This window comes from Proteus penneri (assembly GCF_003144535.1).
Classification (GTDB): Bacteria; Pseudomonadota; Gammaproteobacteria; order Enterobacterales; family Enterobacteriaceae; genus Proteus; species Proteus penneri.
Genome location: NZ_PHFJ01000003.1, coordinates 210,921 through 236,287, shown reverse-complemented (window position 1 = coordinate 236,287; position 25,367 = coordinate 210,921). Strand labels below are relative to the sequence as shown.

At 37.9% G+C, this 25,367-nt stretch carries 37 protein-coding genes; 27 read left to right on the top strand and 10 right to left on the bottom strand.

Annotation, left to right across the window (positions count from 1 at the left end; all coding sequences use genetic code 11):
• Positions 1-13: 13 nt before the first annotated feature.
• From CUB63_RS06035 to CUB63_RS06020, 4 genes are all read right to left on the bottom strand, one after another.
• Positions 14-1,147: a site-specific integrase gene (locus CUB63_RS06035; protein ID WP_109847672.1), complete on the bottom strand. Its 1,134-nt coding sequence runs from the start codon at positions 1,145-1,147 to the stop codon at positions 14-16.
• Positions 1,122-1,373, bottom strand: coding sequence for an excisionase (locus CUB63_RS06030; protein WP_017628380.1), 252 nt, complete (start codon positions 1,371-1,373; stop codon positions 1,122-1,124). Before CUB63_RS06030 ends, CUB63_RS06035 begins: the two co-directional genes overlap by 26 nt.
• An 85-nt stretch (positions 1,374-1,458) precedes the next feature.
• The gene (locus tag CUB63_RS06025; RefSeq protein WP_109847671.1) at positions 1,459-1,983 is read right to left on the bottom strand and encodes a hypothetical protein; all 525 of its coding nucleotides are present in this window, start codon (positions 1,981-1,983) and stop codon (positions 1,459-1,461) included.
• Between the two features lie 278 nt (positions 1,984-2,261).
• A complete protein-coding gene (locus CUB63_RS06020) occupies positions 2,262-2,894 on the bottom strand; it encodes a LexA family protein (protein WP_109847670.1) in 633 nt (210 codons plus the stop codon).
• Between the two features lie 100 nt (positions 2,895-2,994).
• On the opposite strand from CUB63_RS06020, the gene CUB63_RS06015 reads away from it, so the two are divergent.
• The 7 genes from CUB63_RS06015 (at position 2,995) to CUB63_RS05980 (ending at position 7,457) form a co-directional block, all read left to right on the top strand.
• Positions 2,995-3,201, top strand: coding sequence for a Cro/CI family transcriptional regulator (locus CUB63_RS06015; protein ID WP_006537203.1), 207 nt, complete (start codon positions 2,995-2,997; stop codon positions 3,199-3,201).
• 37 nt (positions 3,202-3,238) lie between these two features.
• Entirely contained in the window at positions 3,239-3,715 is a 477-nt protein-coding gene (locus CUB63_RS06010; protein ID WP_036976726.1) for a YmfL family putative regulatory protein, read from the top strand.
• 261 nt (positions 3,716-3,976) lie between these two features.
• Positions 3,977-4,156, top strand: a complete 180-nt coding sequence (locus CUB63_RS06005) for a DUF4222 domain-containing protein (protein WP_017628377.1) — start codon at positions 3,977-3,979, stop codon at positions 4,154-4,156.
• An 8-nt stretch (positions 4,157-4,164) separates the two neighbouring features.
• On the top strand, positions 4,165-5,229 hold the full coding sequence (locus CUB63_RS17715; protein ID WP_223805433.1) for a helix-turn-helix domain-containing protein: 1,065 nt from the start codon (positions 4,165-4,167) through the stop codon (positions 5,227-5,229).
• Between the two features lie 21 nt (positions 5,230-5,250).
• A complete protein-coding gene (locus CUB63_RS05990) occupies positions 5,251-6,057 on the top strand; it encodes a KilA-N domain-containing protein (RefSeq protein WP_109847669.1) in 807 nt (268 codons plus the stop codon).
• Positions 6,054-7,079 carry a DUF968 domain-containing protein gene (locus tag CUB63_RS05985; protein WP_109847668.1) on the top strand — a complete coding sequence of 342 codons (1,026 nt, stop codon included), beginning with the start codon at positions 6,054-6,056 and terminating at the stop codon, positions 7,077-7,079. Before CUB63_RS05990 ends, CUB63_RS05985 begins: the two co-directional genes overlap by 4 nt.
• 27 nt (positions 7,080-7,106) lie before the next feature.
• Complete coding sequence (locus CUB63_RS05980) at positions 7,107-7,457, top strand: antiterminator Q family protein (protein WP_109847667.1); 351 nt, start codon at positions 7,107-7,109, stop codon at positions 7,455-7,457.
• Here the strand turns inward: CUB63_RS05980 and CUB63_RS05975 are convergent, their stop codons facing one another.
• Together CUB63_RS05975 and CUB63_RS05970 are read right to left on the bottom strand one after the other, a co-directional pair.
• Positions 7,458-8,675, bottom strand: coding sequence for a hypothetical protein (locus tag CUB63_RS05975; protein ID WP_109847666.1), 1,218 nt, complete (start codon positions 8,673-8,675; stop codon positions 7,458-7,460).
• Positions 8,676-8,690: 15 nt separating this feature from the next.
• Positions 8,691-9,821, bottom strand: a complete 1,131-nt coding sequence (locus CUB63_RS05970; RefSeq protein WP_109847665.1) for a nucleoid-associated protein — start codon at positions 9,819-9,821, stop codon at positions 8,691-8,693.
• Positions 9,822-10,237: 416 nt separating this feature from the next.
• Between CUB63_RS05970 and cspE the strand changes: the two genes are divergently transcribed.
• The 3 genes from cspE to CUB63_RS05960 all read left to right on the top strand — a co-directional run bounded on the left by cspE (position 10,238) and on the right by CUB63_RS05960 (position 11,240).
• Positions 10,238-10,450: a transcription antiterminator/RNA stability regulator CspE gene (cspE, locus tag CUB63_RS05965; protein WP_004244726.1), complete on the top strand. Its 213-nt coding sequence runs from the start codon at positions 10,238-10,240 to the stop codon at positions 10,448-10,450.
• Positions 10,451-10,457: 7 nt separating this feature from the next.
• On the top strand, positions 10,458-10,598 hold the full coding sequence (gene ymcF / locus CUB63_RS17710) for a cold shock small protein YmcF (RefSeq protein WP_420902344.1): 141 nt from the start codon (positions 10,458-10,460) through the stop codon (positions 10,596-10,598).
• 183 nt (positions 10,599-10,781) lie between these two features.
• A complete protein-coding gene (locus CUB63_RS05960) occupies positions 10,782-11,240 on the top strand; it encodes an Hsp20 family protein (RefSeq protein ID WP_109847664.1) in 459 nt (152 codons plus the stop codon).
• A gap of 187 nt (positions 11,241-11,427) precedes the next feature.
• Here CUB63_RS05960 and CUB63_RS05955 read toward each other — a convergent pair whose 3' ends face one another.
• The 3 genes from CUB63_RS05955 to CUB63_RS05945 all read right to left on the bottom strand — a co-directional run bounded on the left by CUB63_RS05955 (position 11,428) and on the right by CUB63_RS05945 (position 13,421).
• Positions 11,428-12,264: a restriction endonuclease gene (locus CUB63_RS05955; protein ID WP_109847663.1), complete on the bottom strand. Its 837-nt coding sequence runs from the start codon at positions 12,262-12,264 to the stop codon at positions 11,428-11,430.
• 131 nt (positions 12,265-12,395) lie between these two features.
• Positions 12,396-12,731: a hypothetical protein gene (locus CUB63_RS05950; protein ID WP_109847662.1), complete on the bottom strand. Its 336-nt coding sequence runs from the start codon at positions 12,729-12,731 to the stop codon at positions 12,396-12,398.
• A 42-nt stretch (positions 12,732-12,773) separates the two neighbouring features.
• Positions 12,774-13,421 (bottom strand): hypothetical protein, encoded by a 648-nt coding sequence (locus CUB63_RS05945; protein ID WP_109847661.1) that lies wholly within the window; start codon positions 13,419-13,421, stop codon positions 12,774-12,776.
• Between the two features lie 467 nt (positions 13,422-13,888).
• Between CUB63_RS05945 and CUB63_RS05940 the strand changes: the two genes are divergently transcribed.
• Positions 13,889-14,311: a hypothetical protein gene (locus CUB63_RS05940; protein WP_109409339.1), complete on the top strand. Its 423-nt coding sequence runs from the start codon at positions 13,889-13,891 to the stop codon at positions 14,309-14,311.
• A 149-nt stretch (positions 14,312-14,460) separates the two neighbouring features.
• Here the strand turns inward: CUB63_RS05940 and CUB63_RS05935 are convergent, their stop codons facing one another.
• Positions 14,461-15,015 (bottom strand): hypothetical protein, encoded by a 555-nt coding sequence (locus tag CUB63_RS05935; protein WP_109847660.1) that lies wholly within the window; start codon positions 15,013-15,015, stop codon positions 14,461-14,463.
• Between the two features lie 21 nt (positions 15,016-15,036).
• Between CUB63_RS05935 and CUB63_RS05930 the strand changes: the two genes are divergently transcribed.
• The 16 genes from CUB63_RS05930 (at position 15,037) to gp17 (ending at position 25,367) form a co-directional block, all read left to right on the top strand.
• On the top strand, positions 15,037-15,339 hold the full coding sequence (locus CUB63_RS05930) for a hypothetical protein (RefSeq protein WP_109409337.1): 303 nt from the start codon (positions 15,037-15,039) through the stop codon (positions 15,337-15,339).
• A gap of 184 nt (positions 15,340-15,523) precedes the next feature.
• Entirely contained in the window at positions 15,524-15,793 is a 270-nt protein-coding gene (locus tag CUB63_RS05925) for a phage holin family protein (protein WP_046334538.1), read from the top strand.
• Positions 15,793-16,263 carry a lysozyme gene (locus CUB63_RS05920; protein WP_109847659.1) on the top strand — a complete coding sequence of 157 codons (471 nt, stop codon included), beginning with the start codon at positions 15,793-15,795 and terminating at the stop codon, positions 16,261-16,263. Before CUB63_RS05925 ends, CUB63_RS05920 begins: the two co-directional genes overlap by 1 nt.
• Positions 16,245-16,403: a hypothetical protein gene (locus CUB63_RS17560; protein ID WP_004244729.1), complete on the top strand. Its 159-nt coding sequence runs from the start codon at positions 16,245-16,247 to the stop codon at positions 16,401-16,403. The genes CUB63_RS05920 and CUB63_RS17560 overlap by 19 nt, the downstream gene beginning before the upstream one ends.
• 2 nt (positions 16,404-16,405) lie before the next feature.
• A complete protein-coding gene (locus CUB63_RS05915) occupies positions 16,406-16,867 on the top strand; it encodes a lysis protein (protein WP_109847658.1) in 462 nt (153 codons plus the stop codon).
• A 174-nt stretch (positions 16,868-17,041) separates the two neighbouring features.
• Complete coding sequence (locus CUB63_RS05910) at positions 17,042-17,875, top strand: pPIWI-associating nuclease domain-containing protein (RefSeq protein ID WP_109847657.1); 834 nt, start codon at positions 17,042-17,044, stop codon at positions 17,873-17,875.
• Positions 17,876-18,211: 336 nt separating this feature from the next.
• Positions 18,212-18,550, top strand: coding sequence for an HNH endonuclease (locus tag CUB63_RS05905; protein WP_004242468.1), 339 nt, complete (start codon positions 18,212-18,214; stop codon positions 18,548-18,550).
• Positions 18,551-18,668: 118 nt separating this feature from the next.
• Positions 18,669-19,136, top strand: coding sequence for a phage terminase small subunit P27 family (locus tag CUB63_RS05900; RefSeq protein WP_006537822.1), 468 nt, complete (start codon positions 18,669-18,671; stop codon positions 19,134-19,136).
• Positions 19,090-20,823, top strand: a complete 1,734-nt coding sequence (locus tag CUB63_RS05895; protein WP_109847656.1) for a terminase large subunit — start codon at positions 19,090-19,092, stop codon at positions 20,821-20,823. Before CUB63_RS05900 ends, CUB63_RS05895 begins: the two co-directional genes overlap by 47 nt.
• Positions 20,823-22,091, top strand: coding sequence for a phage portal protein (locus tag CUB63_RS05890; RefSeq protein ID WP_109847655.1), 1,269 nt, complete (start codon positions 20,823-20,825; stop codon positions 22,089-22,091). The genes CUB63_RS05895 and CUB63_RS05890 overlap by 1 nt, the downstream gene beginning before the upstream one ends.
• Positions 22,092-22,108: 17 nt before the next feature.
• On the top strand, positions 22,109-22,777 hold the full coding sequence (locus CUB63_RS05885; RefSeq protein ID WP_004242476.1) for an HK97 family phage prohead protease: 669 nt from the start codon (positions 22,109-22,111) through the stop codon (positions 22,775-22,777).
• A 3-nt stretch (positions 22,778-22,780) separates the two neighbouring features.
• Complete coding sequence (locus tag CUB63_RS05880; protein WP_109847654.1) at positions 22,781-23,947, top strand: phage major capsid protein; 1,167 nt, start codon at positions 22,781-22,783, stop codon at positions 23,945-23,947.
• A 38-nt stretch (positions 23,948-23,985) separates the two neighbouring features.
• A complete protein-coding gene (locus tag CUB63_RS05875) occupies positions 23,986-24,228 on the top strand; it encodes a head-tail connector protein (RefSeq protein ID WP_109847653.1) in 243 nt (80 codons plus the stop codon).
• A complete protein-coding gene (locus tag CUB63_RS05870; protein ID WP_075672647.1) occupies positions 24,228-24,557 on the top strand; it encodes a phage head closure protein in 330 nt (109 codons plus the stop codon). The genes CUB63_RS05875 and CUB63_RS05870 overlap by 1 nt, the downstream gene beginning before the upstream one ends.
• Positions 24,547-25,020, top strand: a complete 474-nt coding sequence (locus CUB63_RS05865; RefSeq protein ID WP_087802806.1) for an HK97-gp10 family putative phage morphogenesis protein — start codon at positions 24,547-24,549, stop codon at positions 25,018-25,020. The genes CUB63_RS05870 and CUB63_RS05865 overlap by 11 nt, the downstream gene beginning before the upstream one ends.
• 5 nt (positions 25,021-25,025) lie before the next feature.
• The gene (gene gp17, locus CUB63_RS05860; protein WP_109847652.1) at positions 25,026-25,367 is read left to right on the top strand and encodes a tail completion protein gp17; all 342 of its coding nucleotides are present in this window, start codon (positions 25,026-25,028) and stop codon (positions 25,365-25,367) included.

Below are 25,367 nucleotides of genomic sequence, written 5' to 3'. Positions count from 1 at the left end.
CAAAACTGTTCAATTAAACAGCAATACTTTGCCATTCTTTGCCTCTATCATCGTGGTATTTATCAGTCATATTTTGTGTTTTATGCCCCAATAATTTTTGTGTATTAATTCCTTGTTCTCGATAAAGTCGCTCGGATAAAGAACGTTGTTCATGGAAAGTAGGTGCAGTACCTTTTTCCCAAGTTAACCCACATTTATCTCGTGCTTTTTTAAACGTTGTGGTTAATGTATTTGGTGTGACTTGTTCACCTCGTTTCGCTTGTGCGGTGGTATGCCGATAATGCACGAGATATTTACTTACAACCGCGTCACGACATTGAGCAACGACATCCCTTAAGGAGAGATTGATAGCTTCACATTTTAGCGAGAGAGGGATGGCTAACTTACTCCCCGTTTTCTCTTGCTGTATATGTAGCATGTCATCCCAAATATCAGAGAATTTCATTTTACAGATATCACCGATCCGCTGACCTGTGGTTAAAGCCAGCAACATGCCACATTGCAAATAAGGAGGGTGATTTTTAGCTTGCTGATAAATAGTGCGCCATTCTTCCAATGTCATGCGTTCTCTTTTCACCCTGTTCCGTGGTTGTTTAGTTGCTTTCGCGGGATTGTAACCAGGCGGAACATAGCCAGCATGTTGAGCTTCTTTAAATACATCAATAAGCACCATGCGAACGACCTGAGCCATTCTTGAATGTCCTAATACTTTGATGGAATCTATTATTTCAGCAATATCTAAAGCGGTTATCTCTTTTAATATTTTCGTACCACAATACTGACGGAATAAATTAATAGGTTTCATCTTTTGTCGATAAGAATTAATTTTTAATTCACCGATATCTAATCTTTCTTTTTGAATATCTAAATATTTATCCATCCATATATCGACAGATATTTCAGACTTATTTGTCTTAATTTTTGATAACCGTTCATTAATACTTAATAACTGTCGAGTATGTTGTTCAGCAATAATTGTATTGGCTTGAATGGCGGTTTCTCTCGCTTCTTGCTCGTCGGTGCCTAAGCTATGAAATTTACCGGTGATGGGATGTTTATATTGCCAATAAATCTTGCCGTTACGTTTATCTAGCTTTCGATATAGATTAGGGATAATAATTTTATGGGTTCGTGGTCGGGCAGCCATCTGTAATTATCCTCTTAAGTCGTTCCGTTGATTTAGTAGGAATTTGAGGGAGAGATAGATAACCCACATAACGAGCTTCTCTATCAACCATCCACTTGCGGCCAACTTTCATTGCAGGTGGTGCAATAAGGTTATTCTTTGCGTATTTTTGTAATACCGTCATGCAAGGAGAAGCATCTCCAAATTCCAACCTTGCCCACGCTTCAAGAGTCACCATTCTTGACATGTTTTCTCTCCATACTGCCGTATACAGTTTAAATAGACGTTAATAATGCTGGTGGTATTTATTTAAACTTTTTAGAACTGTTTATTTAGCTCCTTTTATTTAATTCATTAAATCTACGTAAAAATAAAACTTTGGCTTGTAGTGGGGTTAATGGATTAACAATAAAATCACTCGTAGGAATACTTTCAAGCATTAGCCAATTGCTACCCACATCAATTTCTAAATCTCGTTTTTCAGTTGCTAACATCATTAAGTCGGCTAAATGCACAGCGTCCGATATAACGGGTGGCAAGTTATATTTTTGACGAATAACAGTATCAATTCTTTTTTCTATCTCCTTATATTCAGGTAATAGCTTTTTAAGCGGTGATGGCAGATCTTTTACATAGGCCTCACTGGCATCATGAAGTAAGGCTTCTAAAGCATATTCAGGAGCAACTAAATAGCTGACATATACCGAGTGTTGAGCAACAGAATAGAAATTATCAATCTGCCCATTAAAGCGACATTCATTAGCTAAACCCGTCGCAATGTCTTGAATATCTATATCCTCGATCCGTACATCGAGGTAATAGAAGTGCTTATTTGTTGCTGTTGCAATATAAGACATTATTCTCTCCACATAATTTAAGTAATAAAGATCCCTCTCGAATTAATCGAGATTAAATTTCCCTGATGTTGGTTAATGGTAAATAAAGACTTATTTTTTATGTTTCAATTATTGAACTTGATTATTGCTTACCTCAAGTTGTGGCGGTTTCTGCTGTTTTCTATGAAGTGGGAAAGACTCTTCATCTAATACTAAGTTTTGTTAGAATTAAATCTAATAAAACTTATATTTTATGTCAACACAAATCTAAGTAAATTTAGATTTGTGTGATGGTGAGATTACAATTCGTACTGAACACCCTTTACAACACCAACAATTTCACAATTGCCATTGATCGGGATGTTTGGATAGCGGGGATTGAGTGGAGATAGGTATTTATTAGGGCCATCAATAATTAATTTTTTAATTGTTACCTCGTCACTTCCTGTAAGGCGAGCGACTACAATTTTGCCACTAATTACCTCTGCTGCGGGATCAACAATAACTTTTGCACCTTCTGGAATAGAAGGCATACCCGAGGGATTAGTCATCGAATCACCTCTTACTGTAAGGGCAAAGCTTGAAGGTGATACCTTTAAAGAAGTTTCTAGATATTCCAACGTTTCATCATAAATCTCTGTTGCTAGGTATTCAGTGAATTTATCTGCTTGTACATATGACAAAACGGGAAGTTTTCTCATTGTTGTAATCACAGAAATATTTTCCTTCGATGATATGCCGTAAAGGATGTAAGACTCAGTTGTATTAAAAAATTGAGCAAGCTTTATTAGAGCATCACCATTTGGCAAATTAAGATCTTTTTCCCAATAGCCAACCGCAACACCCGATACGCCACAGTATTTCCCTAGTTCATTTTGTGTCGTCTTGGTTGTCTTACGAAGCTTTTTTATTCTGCTTCCAACAGTATCCATTTTCATTCCGAGGTTAGTTTTTAACTAAGTTATCTTAGTTTTTATTGATAAAAGAAAACTTATATTTTAATATCTAATAAAACTTATATTGGAGGTGCTTATGACAACTAATGAAGTTGAAGTTTACTTTGGTGATGCTAGCAAAGTCGCTAGTTTTTTTAAAATTACGCCAGAAGCCTTTTATCAATGGAAGAAAAGACCAGGTCAATTAATACCTAAAAATCGAGCAATTGAAGCTGACTTACTAACTGAGGGAAAACTTAAATATAACCCTGAACTTTATAGAAAAAATACCAAAACAGCATAAGGCAATTAACTACCAATAAAAGATAGAGCAGGTAGATATGAGCAAACATTCAATTAAAGAAGTTATTAAAGAAATGTGCAAAGCACTGCCGGGTGGACGTTCTGCTATGGCAGGGGCTTTAGGCATGTCACTCGATACGTTTAATAACAAGTTATATGAAAAAAATGGCTGTCGTTTCTTTGATATTGATGAACAAGAAGCTATGGAAGACATTTCGGGCACTAAGTTGCTGGTGGAATATCACCTAGAACGTCATGGCATGAGTGCATTACCAAAAATAGAAGCAGAAAAGATAGATCAAGTAGAGCTATTTGATATGCGAATGACATTGGCTGCTATGCAAGGTTCACTCGCCGTTTTAATTCAAGAAAGCCTTGTTGATGGTGTTTTAACGGATGAAGAAATAGGGCGTATTTATCGAAAAGCAGGGAAAGTTTTTGCGTATGCAATTGGGTTCTTGGATTCACTGAAAGTGTTATACGGTGAAAAACAGGAAGCGACTAAGAAAGGGTGAAGCCAAAGGTATACGGCCTCTGGCTTCGATTGCCAATTTCAATGATGTGAAGAGAAATAAGCATGAGTAGATTAGCGCATTTAATACCTAAAAAGCAATTTCGCTGTTTACCCTTAACTAAAGAGGGAACATTTCGCTATGTAGAAAGCATACCGAGTGACAATCGATCACATAACTACCGAAAAAATATCGATTTGGTAGATAAGAGGACACTGAAAAAGTCATGGGCTGATTTCTATTTCTTGAGTGGAGGAAAATGCAATGCGAAATGAAGATCCCAATCGTCTTGATCGCTATTACAGAAACCCTCGAGGGCTCCTTGTTCATGTCATCCGTTATGATCGAGAAAAACAGCGCGTTATTTTTATGATTGATGGTTGTGAATACGAACAATGCGAGCCGGTTCAAAGATTTAAAGAGAGATATACCCGAGTTAAGTGAGGCCTCTTATGAGTGTTAAATTATCTAGTTATGTTTGGGATGGTTGCGCCCATGCAGGTTTAAAACTCACATCAGTCGCTATCATGGCAAGATTAGCTGATTTTTCTAATGATGAAGGTATTTGTTGGCCTTCGGTTGTGACGATTGCACGTCAAATTGGTGCGGGTGAAAGCACGGTGCGCACGGCAATAAAACAGTTGGAAAAAGAAGGGTGGTTAACCAGTGAAAAGCGTAGAAAAGGCAATCGCAACGCAAGCAATATCTATCAGCTGAATGTAGAGAAACTATACCAATCAGCAAAGAAAGCGCTTTCTCAACCAACAAAATCTGACGTGTCAAAATTTGACGCATCAGGAGTTGACCCATCAAAATTTGTTGCATCAAATTCTGTTCCCTCAAAATCGAGCAAAAATAGGGATTTTGAACCGCCAGCTCCTGAGGGCGATCCATCAGTAACTTCAAAATATGATCCATCAATAAACCATTCTTCGTCGCAGAATTCTGGCGAATCCAGCGACCAGCCCAAAAATGATTTTTTAACTCGTTATCCTGAAGCTGTGATTTACAGCGCCAACTTTCAAAAATGGGGCTCCGCTGACGATTTGAAGTGCGCTAAATGGCTATTCAGTCGTAAATGCGAAGTGTTTCAAGAGATGGGATTAAAAACGCCTAAAGAGCCAAATTTCACTGATTGGGCTAATGATATTCGCTTAATGACAACGATTGATGGGCATACTCACAAAGAAATTTGCCAGTTCTATAAACGAATTACGCAAGATGATTTTTGGAAAAAGAATGTTCAGTGTCCTCGTACACTCAGGGCTCAATGGGATGATTTAACCTTACGTTTGGCGGGTAAGAAAAAAATCACAATCGATTCCGTAGAGCGTGATGAAACATTCCGGCTTATCTGGGGTACGGGTTGGAAACCTAAAAATAAAATCCAAGAATTAGCCGCTATTCAGGCAAAGAAAAATGGTCTAGGCCGAATGAATGAGGTTGCAGGTTTAGCTGCGTGGCGAGGTATTTGGCAACAAGTCGCGGAACAAGTTGCTCAGGAAGTTTTGCTATAAACGAGAGTGGAGAAAAATAACATGAATGGACTAATTGTTATTGATGGTGTTCAAATTCGTCGAGATACCGCAGGGCGTTATTGTTTAAATGACCTTCATCGAGTCTCAGGTGGTGAAAAACGGCATCAACCGTCGAATTGGAGTGCTTTGACTCAAACTAAAGAGTTGGTTGATGAAATTTCAACCGCTCCTGAGATCACAGGAGCGGTTCCCATTGTGACCATTGTTGGTGGGCTTAACCAAGGAACGTATGTTTGCAAAGAATTAGTGTATGCCTATGCAATGTGGATAAGTCCTTCATTTCATTTAAAAGTGATCCGTACTTTTGATGCATTGATAACACAGCAACACGACGAAAAGTTAGCCGATAAAGTTCAAGCTGGAGTCATATTGCTTGAATCGATGGCCAAGAGCCTGAATTTCTCAAACTCTTCAAAATTAGGGGCGTATCAAAAATTACAAGTCATGGCAGGCTTACCCGAATTAGCCCCTGTGTATGCGATTGATGCACCAATTGGTTCAATGGATGGTTCAAGTCGTCCAACAGTAGCTTTATCAACACTGATTAGAAAACACCAATTACCTATTTCAGCGCAACAAGCTTATAAACGATTAGCCGATCTTGGCATTGTTGAACGTTTATCTCGTCCAAGTACGAAAACCGCAAACAAAGTGAAAGAGTTCTGGTCTGTGACTGCTCGAGGTTGTCAGTTTGGGAAGAACATGACCAGCCCTAATAATCCTCGTGAAACTCAACCCCATTTCTTTGAAAGTAAAACGGATGAATTGATCCGTATGGTGATGCTGAATAAACAGGTGAGTGTATGAAATTATTATTAACACCCTATATTCAGTCCGATCTTGGTGTTGTTTTATTGAAGCCTGAAGCGGAGTTGCTTGAGCAACTTAAACAACATTCTCGTGTGATTATTAGTGATGTACCAAAGAGTTTAAATAAATGGCCTTCTGGTGCATTAACAGGGAACGAACAACCATTATTGAATAACAAGGACATTATTGACTTTTTGAATAATGAAAAAGTGATCCAAGCTATGGGCGGGCTGGTATCGATGAATATGTGGATAGGCAGAAATATCCATTGCTGCCAGATCAACGATGAACATGACAGTTATCATCATCATGAATTAACAACCACATGGCATAAAGACGGTGTGATACGGACTTGTTGGTATCATGATAATCATATTCGCAATTCATCGGCGGGGTGGGTTGCTGAATTAGCGTATAAAAATCGTATTGCTTGGATGATAGACACTATTCGCAGTCGTTTGAGATTAGATGATAGCCATTCGCTGACGATACCTGATTTTTTTGCTTTTGCTGTGATGCATAAACTGGTTGATAAATTACCTGATGCTATATTGCGCCGTATTCTAAATTGGCCTGATAAAACTAAAGAGCGTAGGGTGCATGGCGGTTTTCCTGAAGCTGATATTGTTCCAAATGAAGTGACAGCACTATCAGCAATGAATGCGCGTTTAGATGCCATAAAACCCGTTATTAATGTGACTGTCGATCCTGAACCTCCAGCCTCATTTCTTCTTAAACCTAAAATGCGCCGTTGGGAAAATTCCCAGTGGCTTCAATGGGTAAAAACACAGCCTTGTTGTGTTTGCGGACAACAAGCTGATGATCCACATCATATCATCGGCCATGGTATGGGAGGCATGGGAACGAAAGCCCATGACTTATTCACTATTCCATTATGTCGCATTCATCATGACGAGTTACATCGTGATCCCAAATTGTGGGAAGCCACTTACGGCAATCAAATCGAATTGTTATTTTCTTTTTTAAACCGTTCATTAGGAATGGGAGCATTGGTTTAACGTGTATACGGCACGGGGAGTATTAGTATGAGAGACTTTGATATTCATGATTTAGTTAGTAAATGGGGGGCATGGGCCGTTGCCGATAATAGTAATATTGACTGGCCTAATATAGCTGCTGGTTTTAAAGGTGTTTTACCTTATTCTGGAAGTAAATACCCACAATGTAATGATGATGAAGGAATTTTAATAGATAAATGTGTTGCTAAATTAAAACAATATTGTTACGAGGAATATGAAATAATAGTGTTACACTTTATTTATAGAATATCATTAAGAAATATAGCTAAATATAAGAAATGCTCAGATGGTACTATAAGAAAAAAAGTGCAAACAGCATTAGGATTTATAAATGGAATAGTTTCTATTTTAACATAATTATTTAATAGCTGAATAAGATAACAGTATTATTGAAGTAATTGAAGGTATCCATGTAATAGTTATTAAACAAATAAGAGTAAATTTTGTAAATTTTTGATTTTTATCTAAGCTCGTTAATGCTTCTTGTACATCAGCATGTAACTCTTGTGGATATGTTTTTTCATCATTTTCAAATGGCTTAAATACTAAATCTTTAGCATGTATAACTCTATTTAATTGTTTATATTGGTTTATTAAGACTAAATGCATAAAGATAGATGTAATAAGTACACCTAAAGTTGCAAAACTAATTTCGATTATGTTATTTAATTTAAAAATTGCAATAGTTGCAGCCATCGATACTGGGATAGATAATATCTTTCCAGCAATATCACTAGTTATTTTAGATAACTTTTCTGCAAAGTTAGCCTCAGCTTCTGCAATCTCTTTTCTAGCCTTATGAAATGAAAAGTTATTTAAATAAGTTGATAAATTGTCTAAATAAAGTTTATTGAAATCATTCCAATTTTTTATTATGTCTTGAAACGATACTTTATTTTCACAAACAAATTCCACAATTGTATTTCTGAAAATGCCAACTTTTTCATGGTAATGAGGAGTGTTTTTTGATGAAGGATCGCTGAAAAAATCCAAAATCGAGTAATCAAAATCTTCAATATCGATTAAATCTTTAGTCAAAATAATATTTAAGATAGCAGATATTGACTTTCCGTTTTCATTATTTTTAATAAAAACAAGTTTATAGTCATCATCACTATTTCGAGAATCATGATAGTGGGCTAAAGTAGATAATTTATCGATAAAGTCACATAGTTTGTTAAGCTTTATAATATCATCTGGTTTATTGTTATCCTCAGAAAAATAATTTGTATCAACTAAATAATAATATCTAGGTAAAACACCTTTTTTAACTGAATTGATTGATAATAAATCATCAATGCAAGAGTAAAACCTGTTTTCAGAGTTTGAAGGAGTAATACATGTTAACTCTATTTTTGACCACTCTTCTGGGATATTGGAGGAATCTGGGTCACTAGGTAAGAATAATTTACCATCAAGAACAATATCCTCAAGAATAGGTATTGATGAATTATACAGAGTGGAAACGGAATGATGCAAAGAATCACAATAGGTTGTTAAGCTCACATTAAAGCGCCGATTGCTCCATTTTGGGCATCCAGTTGTTCTGTATAAATTAACAATATCTTCTAACATGTTCATTTTATAAGTTTATTGAATTAATCCTTGTTCTTTTAGAGCTTTGATAATATCCAACTGCGCGGACTCAGGCAAGCTAGTGAAAGTAAGCGATTTCTCTTTTGGGTTATAACAAACACTAGCACTCTTGTTAATTCCCAACATATTTTTCTCAAAAGTATAACCAAACCCCGCTGATTTATATGAAATATTTTTCATTTTTTCATAAGCGGCTTTATTCACATTAAATTCTGAAGGAATTTGTACTTCATCGCTATTTAATCTTTCAATTAGAAGACTAACAAGAGTTTCTTTTCGTTCATCATCTATATTAGTCATATGTGTTTTTGCCATGTCCTCAATATCTGATAACTTGGCTGGTTGATTATTGGATATTTTATCACCTAAATAATCTATAACTTTTTTTCTAAAGTTTAAGGATGATGGTTTTAATTCCTCATGTGACTCAAAAAATTTCTTTATTTCATAAGGTAATTGTTGTGTGGCTTTTGTTGATGATATACCTTTATCACATCCTAATGCTGTAATAAAATAGCTAGCAGCGTTAGTGTTTGGTGTTTTGCTTATAAAACTAAGGTAATTTAGATCTGATTTTTCTACTTTAGCTGAATTTTGGTACTGTTCATAACGTGAAAAGTTGATTCTTGCGGCTTGATGAATTTTTGATAGATCTAATTGTTCTAACTCTTCGGGCTCTAATTTAGAGCTAATTCGCATTCCAGGCTTATTTTTTACCATTGTTATAATGAAATATCTTGTTGCATCAGATAAATAGTCGGCATAAATTAAAAAACCGCCAGAAGACCAAATTTCCTTTTCAGCTTCCTCTGCTATTTGTTTTGTTATAGATACTGTAAAGTCGATAAAATTTTGTATATTTTTATCGCCATATACGAAATATTCTTCAAATTTATTAGGAATAGGACCTCGTTTGGTCGTATCTTCTTTAAAGATACCGTAATATGCCGAGTTGCCTTTTTTTCCATATAAACCAGTAATCGTTGATACTAATCCTGAGACATTTTGATTTTTAGGATCTAGTACGCTATCCCTAAAATTAAACATCTTGCTCTTATCAACGGGTTTCTTTGCTTCCTTTATAAACTCATGGATAATGACATTTTTAATTTCAATTGTTGCCATTTTTTTATTATTCCTGTTCTAATACATAATAATTACTTATGTCATATTAGCCCAGATAATTGATCAAAAAAACTAACGCGTACGCAAAAAATCTAGTATTGTGATAAGAGTAGTCTTTAATGTCATATATCTTACCAATTAAAGATTTCGTTAAGTTATTAGGGGAGAGCTGGTGGTACTTAAGCTGATTTACCGCTAAAAAATAAAGTTTGCTATCTGCATTTTTCTATGGCTTAATAGCGTCACTGGTTTGGAAGTACAGACCTATTTATGTTAGTAAGTTTAAAGTTGTTCCCGTTTAGCGTTATCCTCGATACCTCTTCATTGTGAATTCCTTCTAATTAATACCCATAAGTAAAAATACAAAACAAACCGCATATGCCTTATGGCAAATTAAATAAATTAAAGGAAATTCTATGTCTAATACAATGACTGGTACAGTAAAATGGTTCGATGAAGGTAAAGGTTTTGGTTTTATTACTCCAGCTGATGGCAGCAAAGATGTATTCGTACATTTCTCTGCAATCCAAAGTGATAGCTTTAAAACATTAGCGGAAGGCCAACAAGTTTCATTCACCATGGAAAATGGTATGAAAGGCCCAGCAGCCGGCAACGTGGTGGCTCTCTAAAGGCGCTATTACTATTCGCCTCTATTTTAAATGCCCAAGGTGTTGCGGTTCACAATATAGAACATCACAATTTGATGTCACAGTGAACAACCCACACGGCGCAAAATGTATCTTTTGCAAAAGTGTGATGACAGCTCAAATGAGTTGAGCATTAAATAGTTGAATATACAAAACCTCGCTTCGGCGGGGTTTTTTGTTATCTATAATCTCATATTAGTTAAAGATAAAAAATTTAGATTTTAGGGCTTGAAAAATACTTGCTCGTTCATATTTATATTTTGGGTAAATAAGAGACCGCCCATAATTCACTAAATACTGAAGGAGGAGTTATATGCCTAACATTAAACCTTTTTCATTATTCCCAACATTATCTGATAACTTACTTTCAAACCGTTTTGATCAGATAGATCGCCTGTTTAGTCAGTTAACAGGCAGTAAGCCTATTGCATCACCAATTCAGACTTATAACCTGAAACAGATTGATGATAACCATTATGAACTGACGGTGAGTGTGCCTGGATATCAAGAAAATGACTTATCGGTTTCATTAAAAGGAAGTCGTTTATTGATTGAAGGGAAAAAAGAAGAAAAATCAGAAGAAGACAATGATAAATGGATCCACCGAGGTATATCTCAAGGTCAATTTACGTTGCAATTTGACCTCGGTAAAAATGTTAAAATAGAAAAAGCCGATTTATCAAGTGGACTTCTGACTATTGCTATTGAGTATGAATTACCTGAAGAAGAAAAACGGCAAACAATAGCGATAGAAAATAAAGACAAAAGATAATTGAGTTATATAACGTAAATAAGATTAAGGCTACGCATAATGTGTAGCCTTAATTGTTTTTGTGAGGGGTTTAAATTTCACTAATTCAAAGTTGAGTTCACAAGATTTGTAAGCCGAACATAATTAGAGTGGACAGTCTGGTTTGAGCGAAGAGCGGACATACGGGAGCATGGGCTATGTATGAAAGCTAATGATGATAGCTGCCATCTTCCAAAGGGGGACCATCAGCAGTAATCCCCGTTATACTAATTGGCGGTTCAAAGATGGCTCCACCAAATATTGTATCAAACTCTGCTTTGGTGTCTGATAAGTATTCTAATATGATTTTTAGTAGCTCTCTGTACGTATCGCAATACAGTTCAATGTGAGGACAAATTTGGGAGAGAACTCTGGTCTTAAAATCATCCAAATTCTTTGGGACTTCTAGCAAGTTGCCAGTGTTTAATGCTTTTGACATAAACTTGTAATTGAACATAGAAAGAACCATGACTGATGCACCTTTCTCTCGCCTTAACTGATCGAACTTCTCTTGTGCTTGAAGGCTAAGCTTGGCGTATTCGCGATCTCGCTTAGAGTTGATTGGTTCGACGTACTGAAGTGGTTCGTCTGCAGCATCACCGATACGTGGACAAAAGTACCTATACCACCAAGCCTCAAAATACCTTTGTTGGAACTCCAGGTATGTCATCCCAATAATATTGGTGTTTTGAGTGTACTGTTTAGCACCTCGCTGAAGCCCATGCTTTGAAATAATAAATCCAATGTTAGCCCCAGTTTCATGCATTACCGTAGTGAACGAATGGACCACTGTCTGTGGTATAGAACTACCCCAGTTTTTGCATTCCACGATATATCTGATTTTGTCCACGCTCCTAACATCTGTCGCGAGAACATCCACATTCACCGAGCCACGCGGGGTTTCTAAATCGACCTCAACTTCTGCAAGTAAGCCAACATTACGGAATATACGTTGAACCCCTGTCTGGAGGTCTTGCCAGTTCTCTGGTAATGGGTCATCGATCATTTTATTTCCTATGCACAGAAGTTAATCTTTTCGTTTGTTAAGTAATAAGATTAGTTAACCTGCTCTTTTTAAAGGATAAGACTACTTTTTAAAATATTTTGATGTAATGAAATATCGTTACAATGTTCATTTTAATTTTTAAAGTTATTTTTTGACGCTTTTAAAGCATCTATCACAGATTTAGGATAAGGAGTCGCTACTTTCTGGATGTAGCAAGTATAATCACCTAAACCACCAGATCTTTTGTCTTGAGCGCTCAGCCATTTTTCCATTGGTGAACCATCATAAAAGAAATCTCCACCCCATACTTCTATACCTTGCTGATAATATTTTGTATTTAAACCACTTTCAGAGGTACACACTGCCCTGATTATTGTTTCAGTAGTTGTAGCATGTACAGGAAAGACGAAGGTTATTGCTAAGCCAATAGTAATAAATTCAAGCCAGCTTAAAATCTTTTTCTTCATTCGATAGAGTATCCTAAAAAATTAGATAAAATGTGGAAATAATTAAAATAGCTGTTGTTTCGAGTGCATCATCCGTTCAGCTTTTTTTAACTTTTTGTTGAAAGCTGATTTTGATTTGATACGGAGAATCTGTTTCTTGCTTCTAAGCAAGCTATCTTTAGGTTTCCATCCATGATCAGAATCTATTTTCAATTTATCACGGATATCTTCTGATAATTGATTAACGTGCAATCCTAGATCTGTATAACGTTCACGTCTTAACAAAATATAGCGATCCATAAATTCTGGACCAAAATTTAGATCAGATGTCATTTCTTGAAGTTCTTGTTTGATTTTCAATAATTCAATATCGATGGATTGCAATTTGTAAATGAGTGCTGGTTCAAGGTATTTGTACTCACCCCTCACTGTACTCATATCGAAGATGGGAGGTTCGACTCGAGGGCTTAAACATTCAGGGGAGTCAGGTTCATGATAGGTTTCATCAAACCCTCTATCCCATGAAACTTCTGCACATTCACTAACAAATTTATCCAAAATAAATACAAGCTGAACACCAATATAATTGCGTTCTACTGTCATCTTTTTCCGATCAAAAGCTATTTCTTTGAGCAAATTAAATAAAAGTGGAAATCCGATAGCAACGGCACCACCAAGGAACCCGAGCATAGCAGGACTAAGGTTAAACATATAAACAACCATCAAAAGTTGAAAGTAGTTTAATTCTAACTTATATCAATAGTAATAAAAGTTGTGTTTTAGTGAATTGCACCTCGAATAAGATAGAGGAGTCTAGTCACTCCATTTTTGACCTTACCTATATTCGTTTTTTGGCGTTGAACGGATACATGTAAATTGTAAGTACAAGAGATTACACAACACACAATAAAAAAATGCCGATACGCTAGGAGTCATATCGGCATATAAAATAAACGCAAGAAGCAATGTAAGTCATGTCGTACTAATTCGTATCAGACCTGTCAAATTTGATACATATGTAATGATAATTATTCTCATTAATATATTCAACCATAAATTAAATAAGGTTACTTTGTAGCCTTTTCATCTACGCCGACCACAGAATCAACACCCACTTATACCGTTCACACAAGAGCTGTGAGTCGGCACCTTATTAACTAAATAAATCGGTAAATGTTATGTCAAAAGAGATAAGCGAATTACAGTTTAGTCTTCACTATGCCTCAGAAACAGACAGTGAAATGAATACTTCAGCCATTTTAACGGCGAATATCCATACGGCTGATGGTGAAACTCAACAACTGACACAACTAATTTGCACGACATCTCCCGCAGGTAAAAAGCAATATCGAATCGGCACACAAAAGATTAATGATGCAGGCGACCCATTGCTGGTGGCGATTGAATCTTATTGGCGCAAAAATACACAAGAGAGCTGTGTTTATTTGTTAGAGAAAGCGAAGCAATTTATTCAAGGACACTTACAACAAACGAATACATGGATATCTATGTATGGTCTTGTGATTGTTTCTAATGCTTCACTGGAAGAGCAATTGCCTGAAGGTTTATTAAGGGCACTTAATGTGTCGAAAGCTGTTTGATACTTTGAGTAAACAGAGCAAAAAATAAATATGTCGATTTGTAATTAGCTCTTACAGGTTGAACTCTCCCGAAACTCCAGAGAGTTCATATTTTTAGTTATAAGAGTTTATGGCAAATTACATACTATTTTATAAGTAGGTTTTTATAATTATTGATACATCATCGAGACTCTTCTTATTAATGAGAAGTATGTGATGCAAAGTTTTAACGTTTGAGGAATATCGGGATCAGACATTCGATAGGTAAATGTTTTTTTTGCATTAGAAGGGGAATAGTGTATACCTTCATCTTCTAATTTTAATTCTTGTTCTGAAGAGCGTATTGAATCGATAAGAGTGCAAAGTTTATTTATTCTATCTGCGGGTATTTCCGCATGTAATAATTTATGTGCAAACTGATTTCTTATCTGATCAATATGACAAAAAGCATCATATGCTTGTTTTGGCATACCTAATCGCTGAGCTAGCTTATTTTTATGTTCAAAGGACATTCTAAATCTAACATCGTTAATATTTTCTGGTTTTTCTGCAAACAAATCCTCAATATTTAGATGAGCTGATATAAAAGCTTCTAAAAAATTTTCACAAGTTAAATGTAGTGTTAAAACTGAGACGAGGGGAGTATCGGTCTCACAAATTGTTAATACAGCATTTCGAGTTTTATCATCGGCAAGAAATAATTTTTCAAATATTTTAGTATTCATTCTTTCCTCATAGGACTTTGTATGAAAATAAAAAATGAAACCATTGGATTGGCAGATCCTAATGGCCATATAGCCTGCGTTATTGGGCGCCTACCTGATAATAATGTATCAGAAGTGAATACGGAGGATAATGATATTTTTAAGTCGATGATAAAAGATAAAATTTTTATAGGTGAAACTTGGTCGGATCATGATACACCTTTATTGGCTATATGGAATTCTTTTACCGATATACAACAGGAGGTTATAAGTAGCGTTATTCAAAGATATAAAGATGAGATATTTAATTTGGAATGTTCTCTTTATGAAAGGAATTTCGATTAGTTGGAATGTTTGGTTATTTGCGAGCACCTGAATATTTTTAATGCTCCCACTGAATTCTTGAATAGCCTGTGATCATTCATTCAGCCAACCACATTGGGCTGGATCATTAAATTAATTAAGTCTTATATTTTCACTTTTAACTTTCTCACACTAATCATCAACGGACACTCCTCTGGGGGTGACTATGCGTATGGAAAAATTAACCAATGTTACTTACGGAACCGCAGGCCTAACGGCATTTTTTGCCAGTCTCTCATTATATGAATGGGGATTTGTTATCGGGATGGCGTTTAGCATGGTTCTAGGTTTAGCTACTTATTTTATGACTCGTCGAGAGCAACGAAAACGCACTCAATTATTTGAAGAGCTTGTCCGTCATGTTGATCCACAAAACCCGACCGAAACGTTAAAAAGGCTTGCTGAATTAATGGTAAAAGCGCCAAAGGATATTTAATGTCTTTCAAACAGAAAATAGCGGCGCTAACAACTGCGGGAGCAACAGCCATCGCATTAGTAGTAATAGCCCATTTTGAAGGTGTGCGTTATGAACCTTATCGTGATGTGGCTGGTGTTTTGACGGTTTGTTATGGGCACACAGGCAAAGACATTATTCAAGGTAAGACATACACACAACAAGAATGTGATGCGTTATTACAAAACGATTTTATTAAGACACAACAGCAAGTCGATGCATTAATCAAAGTACCACTCAATGACCATACTAAAGCCGCTTTATATTCTTTTGCTTTTAATGTGGGAACGACAGCATTTGCTCGTTCAACATTACTTAAGAAACTAAATGTTGGTGATAGAGCGGGTGCCTGTGAAGAAATGAAACGTTGGGTATATGCAGGCGGAAAGGTTTGGCGAGGGCTTGTCAGTCGTCGAGAGGCGGAGTCAGCACTATGTCATGGAAACCTTTAATCATCATTATCAGCTTTATCCTTGCATTACTCATTACAGTCGCTGGTGGCATTTATCTCTTGATTGATAACTCATGTACTAAAGACCAAGTTAGTTTAGAAAAACGCTGTCAGATTGCACTCTCACATCATCGGTACTAATCATGAAATACGGGAAACTCTATGCCATCATTGCGTTGGTAGGCATTATTGTGGGTAGTTACTGGGTGATTAACTGGCAAGCTAATAGGATTAATTCACTGACAGATACCAACAAAAAACTGGCCGTGGCTCTCGAAGAACAGAAGTCTATTAATACTGATTATCAAGCGCGCATAATGCGATTAAATCAGTTGGATATTCAATATATGCAGGAGTTAGCGAATGCCAAGAATGAAATTAGCCACTTGCGTGATATTAGTGAGCGTCATCCTGAGCGGGTGTATATCAAAGCCGAGTGTCCAAAGAGTACAAGTGATCCCGCCACCAGCTTGGCTTATGCAACCACCGCCAGACCTACTGACACCGCTATCCGGAATTATTGGTTACTCAGAGAGCGAATTGCAGAGTCAGAGCAAATGATTAAAGGGTTGCAGGATTACATTAGAGCGGAGTGTGTCCAATGAAAAATACATCTAATCAAAATAGGAGGTATAAGGTTAAATAGAGATTATTATATAAATTTCATTATCAAAATAATGGATATAAATTATTATCTTAATTGGGTAGGTTAGTATTATTATTTGCTGTTGTTTGATATATTGGAAAGATAATATTCAATTCAATAGAGAATAATTGTAATGAAACTAAAAAAGTTACTCGAATATGATTTTATTATTGATTTTCAAAAAGTATTAGTCACTAATTTTGAAAAAGAATTATTTATTGGAAGCCTGAGGAATTATTGTTCTCATGGTAATCCATTGAGATTCCATAATTTTGCATTTTCAATGAGAGAATTGGTTCTATCTATTATTGAAAGAAGAGCTCCTAATGATAAAGTTAAAGCGACTAGCTGGTATCAGGTAGAAAGTGATAAATTTGAAGTAACAAGAAGACAAAAGCTTAAGTTTTGTGCTCAAGGATTTTTATCAGATGATTTTTTTGATGAATACTCACTTGAGGATTTAAATTTAACTATTAGTGAATACTTGGGTAAATTCCGTTTTTTTAATAAGTATACACATATAAATGAAAAATCCTTTAAACCATGCCCGAAGAAATTTTTTGAAGATATGAAAAATATTATTCAATTATCAAAAAATGTCATAGATGAATTATCTTCAATAGAAGAACTTGTTATTTCTGCGGTAGAAAGTAACTTGGAGCCTACTGTTTTTGAAGCGGTTGTTAATAATTTTCCTGATGATTTATCAATCTTAGCTGAAAATGTAATTATAGAACAAACATCTCCAGAAGAGCTTAATATTTCTACTATTAATGATAGATTTATCTCTATTTATGTTGATGGTACTGTGTATGTGAGTCAAGAATATGGTGGAAGCGAGGACTTTACATCACTACCATCAAACTATCCATTTTCTATTGAAATATATGTATCTGTTAATAACCCAAATGATATTACTGTGGATGTCAATAATATTAATGTTGATACTTCCAGTTGGTACGAATAGTATGTTTATTCATTTTTATAGTGTAATTTTAATTTAACAAATTAAAAATAGTCCAAGTTTAATTTAATTATTTTACTATTTAAAATTAATGAGATTTCTGAATTCCATTACTTAATTTAAACTTTATTTAATGATTATATCGCAGAGATATAACATTTATATCAATAAATGAGGTAAATAGCGTAACTAAAGTTACTTAGTTGAGTTTTTACTACACGAATTATATAAGACCTTATAAATTTATTCACTGAGTAATATTGATAAAATTTATTTATATAACCATCAGTTAACCGCTGGTGGCTTTTTTATTGGGGAAAATTTGTAATGAGATAAACCATGAAAAAACGCAATGTCTATGGTGGTCGCTGGGCTAAAGTGAGATTAGCGTTTCTTAATGAACATCCGCTCTGTGTTATGTGCCAAGAGCAAGGGCGCATTACTGCTGCCACAGTAGTTGACCACATTATTCCGCATCGTCTTAAAGAAGCGCTTGAATCAGGTGATAAAGAACGTATCGCAAAAGCTCAAGCCTTATTCTGGGACACAAAAAACTTTCAAAGCTTATGCGAACTGCATCATAACTCAACCAAACAACGTATTGAAAAGAGTGGCAAAGTCATTGGCTGTAATGCGGATGGCATTCCACTCGATCCCAATTCTCATTGGCATCAATAACACCATGAAATACAGGGTGGGGGCGGGGTAAAAGTTCAAACACTTTCGCCCTGATTACCTAGCGCCCTCATTTGTGTGCACAACCGCGAAATGAAAAGTTTTTTTCTGGGAGGTTCCGATGGCAGGAAGACGCCCGAAACCGACCCACTTGAAGGTGGTCACTGGTAATCCGGGAAAACGAAAACTCAACGATAAAGAACCCCAACCCAAACGTGAAATTCCAAGCCCACCCGAACATTTAACGGATTGGGGGAAAATGGCGTGGGCAAAATTAACCTTATTACTCGATGGAATGGGCGTTTTAACCGTGGCTGACACGCTGGCATTAGAACGGCTGTGTGATATCTACGCTGATATTCTTCAATTGCGAGACACCATTGCCATTGAAGGTCGGACATACACCACAAAAACGCAATTAGGGGATTTTTTAATTAAAGCGAATCCTGCCGTTGCCATGTTGGCTGATGCAGATCGCCGTTTTAAAAGTTATTTAGTCGAGTTTGGTTTAACCCCCGCCGCTCGTTCGAAGGTGAAGATGGATGGTGGAGAAGAAGAGGAAGATCCGCTCAACCAATATTTCGGTTGATCCCGCAACGCAATACGCGCAAGACGTGCATCAAGGCAAAATCTTAGCGGGGCCTGATATTCGTCATGCATGTGCACGTCATCTCAAAGACTTAAATGAAGCCGAGCAACGAGGATTAGTCTGGGATGTTGAGGCTGTCAAAAGGGTGATCGACTTTTTCGCGAAAGTCTTAAAGCTCAATGGCGGGGAGCATGAAGGGAAACCGTTTATTTTATTGCCTTGGCAATGCTTTGTGATTGGCTCTATTTTTGGCTGGAAAATGACAGACGGCACACGCCGATTTCGCATGGTGTACGTTGAATCAGGTAAAGGTTCAGGAAAATCCCCGATGGCAGGTGGCGTTGGGCTGTATTGTTTAGTCGCCGACAGTGAACCGCGTGCCGAAGTGTATGCGGCAGCCACGAAAAAAGACCAAGCCATGATTTTGTTTCGTGATGCGGTGGCGATGGTTGATCAATCTCCCGCATTAAGTCAGCGGATCACCAAATCAGGCGGAACAGGCAAAGAGTGGAATTTGGCTTATTTGAAAACGAGTTCATTCTTTCGCCCGATTAGTTCGGATGATGGGCAATCAGGGCCTCGTCCCCATTGTGCGCTGATTGATGAAATTCATGAGCACAAAAATAATACCGCCGTTGAGATGATGCGAGCGGGCACAAAAGGTCGGCGACAAGCCTTGATATTTATGATCACCAATAGTGGCCATGATAAAACCAGCGTGTGTTATGACTATCATGAATACGGACGAAAAGTCGCCGAAGGTACTATCGAAGACGACAGTTTCTTTTCCTATATTTGCTCACTGGATGAGGGCGATGATCCCTTTAAGGATGAGTCTTGCTGGGGGAAAGCCAATCCGTCATTGGGCTACACCTTTTCTGATCGCTATTTACGCGAGCAAGTGACACAAGCCCGAGGTATGCCCGCGAAAGAAAGCATTGTGCGTCGGCTTAATTTTTGTCAGTGGGTGGATGCCGATAATCCGTGGATTAACAGTGAAACATGGATGCAGTGTGAAAACACGTTCACATTCGATGACCTTCAAGGTGAAGAGTGTTATGGCGGACTGGACTTATCGGGAACCAAAGATTTAACCGCATTAGCCTTGTATTTTCCTAGTCTCAAACGTCTTTATGTCGAATTTTGGACACCCAAAGACACCTTATTGGATAGAGCGAAAACCGACCGAGTGCCTTACGACTTATGGGTAAGGCAAGGTTTTATGCATACCACGCCAGGGAATGCGGTGAGATATGAATTTGTGGCAGAACGCATTGCTGAAATGGCGATGCACGTCAGCATGAGAGCCATTGCCTTTGACCCTTATCGCATTAAATACCTTGAACCCAAACTCGATGACGCGGGTGTGACGGTTCCTTTAACTCCGCATGGACAAGGATATTACAAAGCCAAAGATTCAGGGCTGTGGATGCCACACTCTATCGAACTGTTTGAACAGCTCATTGATGACAAGAAGATTGAGATCCACACCAATCCTTGTTTGAGATGGAATGCTGCATCCGCTGTGCTTGAGGCTGACCAAAAAGATAACCGCGTCTTTGCCAAGAAAAAAAGCACCGGTCGAATCGATGGTGTGGTGGCCTCTGCAATGGCGATTGGTGCTGCGGAAGGTGAGGTTGATAATGGCAACCTTGATGATTTTTTCTCTAACCCATTGAGTATGTGATGACAGATAAACAATATTCAATCGATTTGCGCACTAATCATGGTTGGTTTGCGCGTCTGGCTTCCTTCTTCGTTGGGGGAAGACTCGTGACACCTGAACAAGGTTCACAATCAGGCGTTATCTCAGCGCAAGGCTCACTTGGTGGTTCTTCTGTAAATGATGAGCGAATACTCCAAATATCAACGGTTTGGCGTTGTGTTAGCTTAATTTCGACGTTAACGGCTTGTTTGCCACTGGATGTGTTCGAAACGGATAAACAGGGAAATAGAACCAAAGTCGATTTAAGTCACCCATTGGCTCGATTACTGCGATATTCGCCCAATCAATATATGACGGCTCAAGAATTCCGAGAGGCAATGACTATGCAGCTTTGCTTTTATGGTAATGCTTTCGCGTTGATTGAGCGAAATAAAGTCGGTGATGTGATCAGCTTGCTTCCTCTGTTGTCTGCCAATATGGATGTGCGCATGGAGGGGAGGAATATTATCTATAAATATCAGCGTGATCATGAATTTGCGAAATTTAAACAACATGAAATTTTTCATTTAAAAGGGTTTGGTTTTAATGGGTTAGTTGGATTGTCGCCTATTGCTTATGCGTGTAAGACAGCAAGCACGGCCGTTGCGATGGAAGATCAACAACGTGAGTTTTACGCTAATGGGGCTAAGTCTCCTAAAATTCTGACAACGGGCGATAAGGTATTAAATAAAGAGCAACGTAGCCAACTTGAAGAGAATTTCAAAGAAATTGCGGGTGGCCCCGTTAAAAAACGATTGTGGATCTTAGAAGGGGGATTTCAAGCACAAGATATTGGCGTTAGTCCTCAAGATGCAGAAACAATGTCTTCCCGAAAATTTCAAGTCAGTGAATTAGCGCGTTTCTTTGGTGTTCCACCGCACTTAGTCGGTGATGTTGAAAAATCAACAAGTTGGGGAACAGGTATTGAGCAACAAAACTTAGGTTTTCTTCAATATACCTTACAACCCTATATCTCCCGATGGGAAAACTGCATTGCGCGTTGGCTTCTAAAACCCCCCGAAGTGGGAAAATACCATGCTGAACATAACCTTGATGGATTATTGCGAGGCGATTCTACTTCACGCGCCGCGTTTATGAAAGCGATGGGAGAATCGGGGCTAAGAACTATTAATGAAATGCGACGGCTCGATAATTATCCTCCTCTTGAAGGTGGAGATGTCGCTTACCGGCAAGCACAATATTTACCGATTAACCAACTCAATAAAGAGCCTCACGAAAGTGGGGCTTAATTATTTATGGGGGTTCAATGCCTGATATTAGAAAAACACTGAATTTTGATGAAGCGGAAATCAAATTTACGGGTGATGGCACACAAGGCGTTTTCGAAGGTTATGCCTCTGTATTTAGTCATCAAGATTCCGATGGTGACATTATTTTACCCGGTGCGTTTAAGCATGTTTTAGATAAGCAAAAACAAAAAGTCGCTATGTTTTATAACCATCGAGTCTGGGAGCTTCCTGTGGGGAAATGGGAGTACATGGAGGAAGATCAAAAAGGATTACGTGTAAGAGGACAACTGACACCCGGTCATAGTGCGGCTCAAGATCTAAAAGCGGCAATGAAGCATGGCACGGTTGACGGGCTTTCTATCGGATTCGGTTGTCTGCGTAATGACTTTGAGCGAACACCTTCAGGTCGTATTTTTAAAAATATCTCCCTGTTACGTGAAATTAGTATTTGTACATTTCCCGCTAATGACCAAGCACAGGTTTCATCACTCAAGAGCATTGATGGGTTATTAACGATCCGAGATATTGAGGATTGGCTGAGAGAGTCAGCCGGTTTATCAAAATCAGAAGCAGTCGGTTTTATTTCCCGCTTCAAATCCGCTATTCGGAGTGAGTCCGATGACACTCAACAATCCCTAGTCGCATCTATTGTTAACCAAATTAATGCATTTAATCTGAAAGGATAGAATATGTCTGACTTAGCTATTATCCAAGAAGCCATCGAAGGATCACAAAAAAAGGTGCAAGAGCTTTTCGATGCACAGAAGAAAGAAATTGAAGCTACTGGCGTAGTTTCAAAGCAATTACAAACAGATTTAGCCTTAGTTCAAGAGGAATTAAAAAAAGCCGGTGAGCGTCTGTTTGATTTAGAGCAGAAAGGGGCAACGAGTGCTGATGATCCTAATGTGAAAAAAGATTTTTCTGAGCGAGCAGCAGAAGCGCTGACAAAATCATGGAATGGGAGTCAGGCTTCTTATGAAGTGAAAACGTTTAATAAATCATTAGGCAGTGATGTGAGTTCAGCCGGAGTTCTCATTCAGCCGATGCAAGTACCGGGTATTATTATGCCGGGTATGCGTCGTTTAGTTATCCGCGATTTATTAGCACAAGGTCGTATTTCCAGTAACTCACTGGAATATGTACGCGAAAAATTGTTTACCAATAGCGCGGCACCTGTGAAAGAAAAGGCACAAAAACCAGAATCTAATCTGACTTTTGAAAAACAAACGGCAAATGTGATCACTATTGCTCATTGGATCCAAGCGTCTCGCCAAGTGATGGATGATGCTGTGCAGTTACAGTCTTACGTTAATAACCGCTTATTGTATGGCTTAGCGTTAGTGGAAGAGGAGCAATTACTCAATGGTGACGGTACTGCGGATAATTTGACGGGGATTAATCATGTTGCCACGGCCTATGATACCACGTTGAGTGCTACGGGTGACACGCATGCTGACCTGATTGCTCATGCCATTTATCAGGTAACAGAATCTGAATTTAGCGCCTCTGGTATTATTTTAAATCCTCGTGATTGGCATGCCATTGCGTTAATGAAAGATAAAGAAGGGCGTTATATTTTTGGTGGTCCACAAGCGTTTACTTCAAATGTAATGTGGGGATTACCTGTTGTTCCAACAAAAGCACAAAAACAAGGTGAGTTTACTGTTGGTGCATTTGATTTGGCGTCTCAAGTATGGGATCGAATGAATGCAGTTATCGAAGTGAGTCGAGAAGATCGTGATAATTTCGTGAAGAATATGCTGACCATTTTGTGTGAAGAACGTTTAGCATTAGCCCATTATCGCCCTCAAGCCTTAATCAAAGGGACTTTCCCAACGTCTGGAAGAAGTGCTTAAGTAATAGGTCGGGGTAGGTAACTATCCCGTATTACATCATGAATATCTTAGATGTCATTCCTCTTTCTTTATTAAAACAGCATCTCGAATACAGCGGTGATGATCGTGATGAACCAGCATGGAAATCACCCGATGATATCCCTTATGAAGTGAAATCGGCAATGCTCTTAGTGCTGGGGGATATGTTTGAACATCGAACCAGCCAAAGTGAAATTCCGTTATATGAAAATAAAGCAGTAGAACGATTGTTACTGCTTTGTCGAAATTGGCGAGGTAGTTAATGGATCCTGGACGATTACGCCACACTATTCATATTCAAAAATCAGTATTAGCGCCCGATGCCATCAGTGGCAGTGATGTGATTTGGACGGATCATGCGACAAAAGTACGTGCAGCGATCATGCCTTATCAAGGGCGGGAATATTTTCAAGCCCAGCAAGTACAAAGTGAGGCCACAACACGAATTCTTATTCGTTATATCGCTGATATTGATACTTCGATGCGTATTGTATGGGGTAAGCGAATATTTAATATTATTTCGATTATTGACCCTTATGAGCGTCATCGTGAGCTTCAATTAATGTGCAAAGAGGGCGTGAATGATGGGTGAAATTAAAATCAGTGGATTGTCTGAACTCGCTCAACGAATGCAAGACATCGCCCGTAAAACTAGAAATCAAAGCGCGCGTAAGGCGATGAATGTAGGGGCTTCGGCGTTAAAAGAAGAAATCAAACATCGAGTACCTATTCTTAAGGAAACGGTGCCTCATCGACGCAAAGGCACCATCAAGCGCAATATTCGTTCTAAAACGAAAGTGCAGCGCAATGGGCAAGTTAAAACGCGCATTTGGGTGAAATCATTATCGGGTAAAAAGGTGTCTGCCTTTAAACAGGCAACGGGAAAAAGTGCGGCATTGAACCCGAATGATCCGTTTTATTGGTGGTTTGTCGAGTTTGGCACCGCCAAGATGCCCGCACAACCGTTTATGCGGCCCAGTTTTGAAGCGAAAAAGGAAGCGACGGCCAAAGTGATTGTTCAAACACTCAAAGAGGACATTGAAAAAGTAAGGTAGAGATCATGATACAGCAATTAAAAGAGACCCTTTCACCGCTTGTCGATGGAAGGGTTTTTTTTCAGGTATTACCTGAAGGCAAAGGGCATTATCCCGCCATTGTGATCCAGTTTGCCAGCATCACGCCTAACAGTGCGCTGGAGGATATGGATTTAGATAACTATCGCGTGCAACTTGATGTGTATGCGCCACAACCACAACCTCTCATGGTCTTGCGTAAAAAAATCGAGGCTCAGATTATCGAGGCAATCCCATTTGCACAACGAATGAATGCGGTCTTTGGGTATGAAGCGGATGTCAAATTGCATCGGCTTGTTCTTGAATTAATGATTTCATCAGATAAATAA

What these genes read in the sequence shown, in the direction of transcription:
- CUB63_RS06035 (WP_109847672.1), bottom strand. Translation starts at nt 1,147, where the DNA reads ATGGCTGCCCGACCACGAACCCATAAAATTATTATCCCTAATCTATAT.
- CUB63_RS06030 (WP_017628380.1), bottom strand. Translation starts at nt 1,373, where the DNA reads ATGTCAAGAATGGTGACTCTTGAAGCGTGGGCAAGGTTGGAATTTGGA.
- CUB63_RS06025 (WP_109847671.1), bottom strand. Translation starts at nt 1,983, where the DNA reads ATGTCTTATATTGCAACAGCAACAAATAAGCACTTCTATTACCTCGAT.
- CUB63_RS06020 (WP_109847670.1), bottom strand. Translation starts at nt 2,894, where the DNA reads ATGGATACTGTTGGAAGCAGAATAAAAAAGCTTCGTAAGACAACCAAG.
- CUB63_RS06015 (WP_006537203.1), top strand. Translation starts at nt 2,995, where the DNA reads ATGACAACTAATGAAGTTGAAGTTTACTTTGGTGATGCTAGCAAAGTC.
- CUB63_RS06010 (WP_036976726.1), top strand. Translation starts at nt 3,239, where the DNA reads ATGAGCAAACATTCAATTAAAGAAGTTATTAAAGAAATGTGCAAAGCA.
- CUB63_RS06005 (WP_017628377.1), top strand. Translation starts at nt 3,977, where the DNA reads ATGCGAAATGAAGATCCCAATCGTCTTGATCGCTATTACAGAAACCCT.
- CUB63_RS17715 (WP_223805433.1), top strand. Translation starts at nt 4,165, where the DNA reads ATGAGTGTTAAATTATCTAGTTATGTTTGGGATGGTTGCGCCCATGCA.
- CUB63_RS05990 (WP_109847669.1), top strand. Translation starts at nt 5,251, where the DNA reads ATGAATGGACTAATTGTTATTGATGGTGTTCAAATTCGTCGAGATACC.
- CUB63_RS05985 (WP_109847668.1), top strand. Translation starts at nt 6,054, where the DNA reads ATGAAATTATTATTAACACCCTATATTCAGTCCGATCTTGGTGTTGTT.
- CUB63_RS05980 (WP_109847667.1), top strand. Translation starts at nt 7,107, where the DNA reads ATGAGAGACTTTGATATTCATGATTTAGTTAGTAAATGGGGGGCATGG.
- CUB63_RS05975 (WP_109847666.1), bottom strand. Translation starts at nt 8,675, where the DNA reads ATGTTAGAAGATATTGTTAATTTATACAGAACAACTGGATGCCCAAAA.
- CUB63_RS05970 (WP_109847665.1), bottom strand. Translation starts at nt 9,821, where the DNA reads ATGGCAACAATTGAAATTAAAAATGTCATTATCCATGAGTTTATAAAG.
- cspE (WP_004244726.1), top strand. Translation starts at nt 10,238, where the DNA reads ATGTCTAATACAATGACTGGTACAGTAAAATGGTTCGATGAAGGTAAA.
- CUB63_RS05960 (WP_109847664.1), top strand. Translation starts at nt 10,782, where the DNA reads ATGCCTAACATTAAACCTTTTTCATTATTCCCAACATTATCTGATAAC.
- CUB63_RS05955 (WP_109847663.1), bottom strand. Translation starts at nt 12,264, where the DNA reads ATGATCGATGACCCATTACCAGAGAACTGGCAAGACCTCCAGACAGGG.
- CUB63_RS05950 (WP_109847662.1), bottom strand. Translation starts at nt 12,731, where the DNA reads ATGAAGAAAAAGATTTTAAGCTGGCTTGAATTTATTACTATTGGCTTA.
- CUB63_RS05945 (WP_109847661.1), bottom strand. Translation starts at nt 13,421, where the DNA reads ATGTTTAACCTTAGTCCTGCTATGCTCGGGTTCCTTGGTGGTGCCGTT.
- CUB63_RS05940 (WP_109409339.1), top strand. Translation starts at nt 13,889, where the DNA reads ATGTCAAAAGAGATAAGCGAATTACAGTTTAGTCTTCACTATGCCTCA.
- CUB63_RS05935 (WP_109847660.1), bottom strand. Translation starts at nt 15,015, where the DNA reads ATGAATACTAAAATATTTGAAAAATTATTTCTTGCCGATGATAAAACT.
- CUB63_RS05930 (WP_109409337.1), top strand. Translation starts at nt 15,037, where the DNA reads ATGAAAATAAAAAATGAAACCATTGGATTGGCAGATCCTAATGGCCAT.
- CUB63_RS05925 (WP_046334538.1), top strand. Translation starts at nt 15,524, where the DNA reads ATGCGTATGGAAAAATTAACCAATGTTACTTACGGAACCGCAGGCCTA.
- CUB63_RS05920 (WP_109847659.1), top strand. Translation starts at nt 15,793, where the DNA reads ATGTCTTTCAAACAGAAAATAGCGGCGCTAACAACTGCGGGAGCAACA.
- CUB63_RS17560 (WP_004244729.1), top strand. Translation starts at nt 16,245, where the DNA reads ATGTCATGGAAACCTTTAATCATCATTATCAGCTTTATCCTTGCATTA.
- CUB63_RS05915 (WP_109847658.1), top strand. Translation starts at nt 16,406, where the DNA reads ATGAAATACGGGAAACTCTATGCCATCATTGCGTTGGTAGGCATTATT.
- CUB63_RS05910 (WP_109847657.1), top strand. Translation starts at nt 17,042, where the DNA reads ATGAAACTAAAAAAGTTACTCGAATATGATTTTATTATTGATTTTCAA.
- CUB63_RS05905 (WP_004242468.1), top strand. Translation starts at nt 18,212, where the DNA reads ATGAAAAAACGCAATGTCTATGGTGGTCGCTGGGCTAAAGTGAGATTA.
- CUB63_RS05900 (WP_006537822.1), top strand. Translation starts at nt 18,669, where the DNA reads ATGGCAGGAAGACGCCCGAAACCGACCCACTTGAAGGTGGTCACTGGT.
- CUB63_RS05895 (WP_109847656.1), top strand. Translation starts at nt 19,090, where the DNA reads ATGGTGGAGAAGAAGAGGAAGATCCGCTCAACCAATATTTCGGTTGAT.
- CUB63_RS05890 (WP_109847655.1), top strand. Translation starts at nt 20,823, where the DNA reads ATGACAGATAAACAATATTCAATCGATTTGCGCACTAATCATGGTTGG.
- CUB63_RS05885 (WP_004242476.1), top strand. Translation starts at nt 22,109, where the DNA reads ATGCCTGATATTAGAAAAACACTGAATTTTGATGAAGCGGAAATCAAA.
- CUB63_RS05880 (WP_109847654.1), top strand. Translation starts at nt 22,781, where the DNA reads ATGTCTGACTTAGCTATTATCCAAGAAGCCATCGAAGGATCACAAAAA.
- CUB63_RS05875 (WP_109847653.1), top strand. Translation starts at nt 23,986, where the DNA reads ATGAATATCTTAGATGTCATTCCTCTTTCTTTATTAAAACAGCATCTC.
- CUB63_RS05870 (WP_075672647.1), top strand. Translation starts at nt 24,228, where the DNA reads ATGGATCCTGGACGATTACGCCACACTATTCATATTCAAAAATCAGTA.
- CUB63_RS05865 (WP_087802806.1), top strand. Translation starts at nt 24,547, where the DNA reads ATGATGGGTGAAATTAAAATCAGTGGATTGTCTGAACTCGCTCAACGA.
- gp17 (WP_109847652.1), top strand. Translation starts at nt 25,026, where the DNA reads ATGATACAGCAATTAAAAGAGACCCTTTCACCGCTTGTCGATGGAAGG.